Origin of the sequence: Streptomyces boncukensis (assembly GCF_011045075.1) — a bacterium.
Lineage (GTDB): Bacteria > Actinomycetota > Actinomycetes > Streptomycetales > Streptomycetaceae > Streptomyces > Streptomyces boncukensis.
Window position 1 is genome coordinate 1 of the sequence record NZ_JAAKZZ010000967.1, and the last position, 1,299, is coordinate 1,299.

The 1,299-nt window shown below is 70.9% G+C and carries 2 protein-coding genes; both read left to right on the plus strand.

Annotation, left to right across the window (positions count from 1 at the left end):
• Positions 1 to 657 (plus strand): phosphopantetheine-binding protein (locus G5C65_RS37360; RefSeq protein ID WP_241266343.1); only part of this gene is annotated, 657 nt, incomplete at its 5' end.
• The coding region (locus G5C65_RS37365) for a condensation domain-containing protein (RefSeq protein WP_241266344.1) at positions 658 to 1,299 on the plus strand (642 nt) is incomplete at its 3' end.

Genomic DNA, 1,299 nt, shown 5'->3' on the forward strand with positions numbered 1-1,299 from the left:
TATCGCACGGGTGATCTGGCGCGGTGGACGGCGCAGGGTGTGCTGGAGTATGTCGGGCGCGGGGATGCGCAGGTGAAGGTGCGCGGGTTCCGGATCGAACCGGGCGAGATCGAGGCGGTACTCACCCAACATCCCGGCGTCGCCCACGCCGTCGTCACCACCTGGGAAGGCCAGGCCGGCCGACAACTCGTCGGCTACGCCGTCCCCGCCGGGGCCGACGTAGCCGGCGGCGACGAGCTGCGGGCCTTCGCCGCGGAGCGCCTGCCGGAGTTCATGGTCCCGGCGGCGATCGTGACGCTGGACCGGCTGCCGCTGACCCCCAACGGCAAGCTGGACCGCGCTGCCCTGCCGGAGCCCCGGATCACCGGCCGCGCCTACCGGGCGCCGCGCACTCCGGAGGAGAAGAGCCTGTGTGAACTGGTCGCCGAGGTCCTCGGGACGGACCGGGTCGGAGTCGACGACGACTTCTTCGAACTAGGGGGCAACTCCCTACTGGCGACACGTCTGACCAGCCGCATCAGCAAGGTGCTCGGAGTCAGCGTGTCGATTCGGAAGATCTTTGAATCCCGCAGTATTGCGGAAATTTCGCGCACGGTGCGGAACGCGAGCACTTCGAGTCGGCCTCGCTTGCGCAAGATGAAGAGGAGTGGACAGTAAATGATCCCGTTGTCGTTCGCGCAGCGCCGGCTGTGGTTCATCGACCGTTTCGAGGGCCCTTCGGCGACGTACAACCTTCCGTTCGTCGTGCGGCTGACCGGAGCCCTGGACGCGGGGGCGCTGGAGTCGGCGGTCCGCGATGTGGTGGCCCGGCACGAGAGCCTGCGCACACTGATCGAGACGGACGCCGGCGGCGTGCCGTCGCAGCGCGTGGTGCCGGTCGCCGAAGCGGTGCCGGACGTGCCGCTCGTCGAGGTGGCGCCCGGGGAGCTGGACGGTGCCGTGGCGCGGGCCGCGCAGCACGCCTTCGACCTGGCGGCGGAGATACCGGTACGCGCCCGGCTGTTCCGGACCGCGGCCGAGGAGCACGTCCTGCTGCTGCTCATCCACCACATCGCCTGCGACGGCTCCTCGATGGGCCCGCTGGCGCGCGACCTGTCCACCGCGTACGGGGCGCGGGTGCGGGGCGCGGAGCCGCAGTGGGCGGAACTGCCGGTGCAGTACGCCGACTACACGATGTGGCAGCGGGAGCTGCTGGGCGACGAGAACGACCCCGGCAGCGTGCTGTCCACCCAGGTCGCCTACTGGCGCGACGAGCTGGCCGGCGCACCGCAGCCGCTCCAGCTGCCCACCGACCGCCCC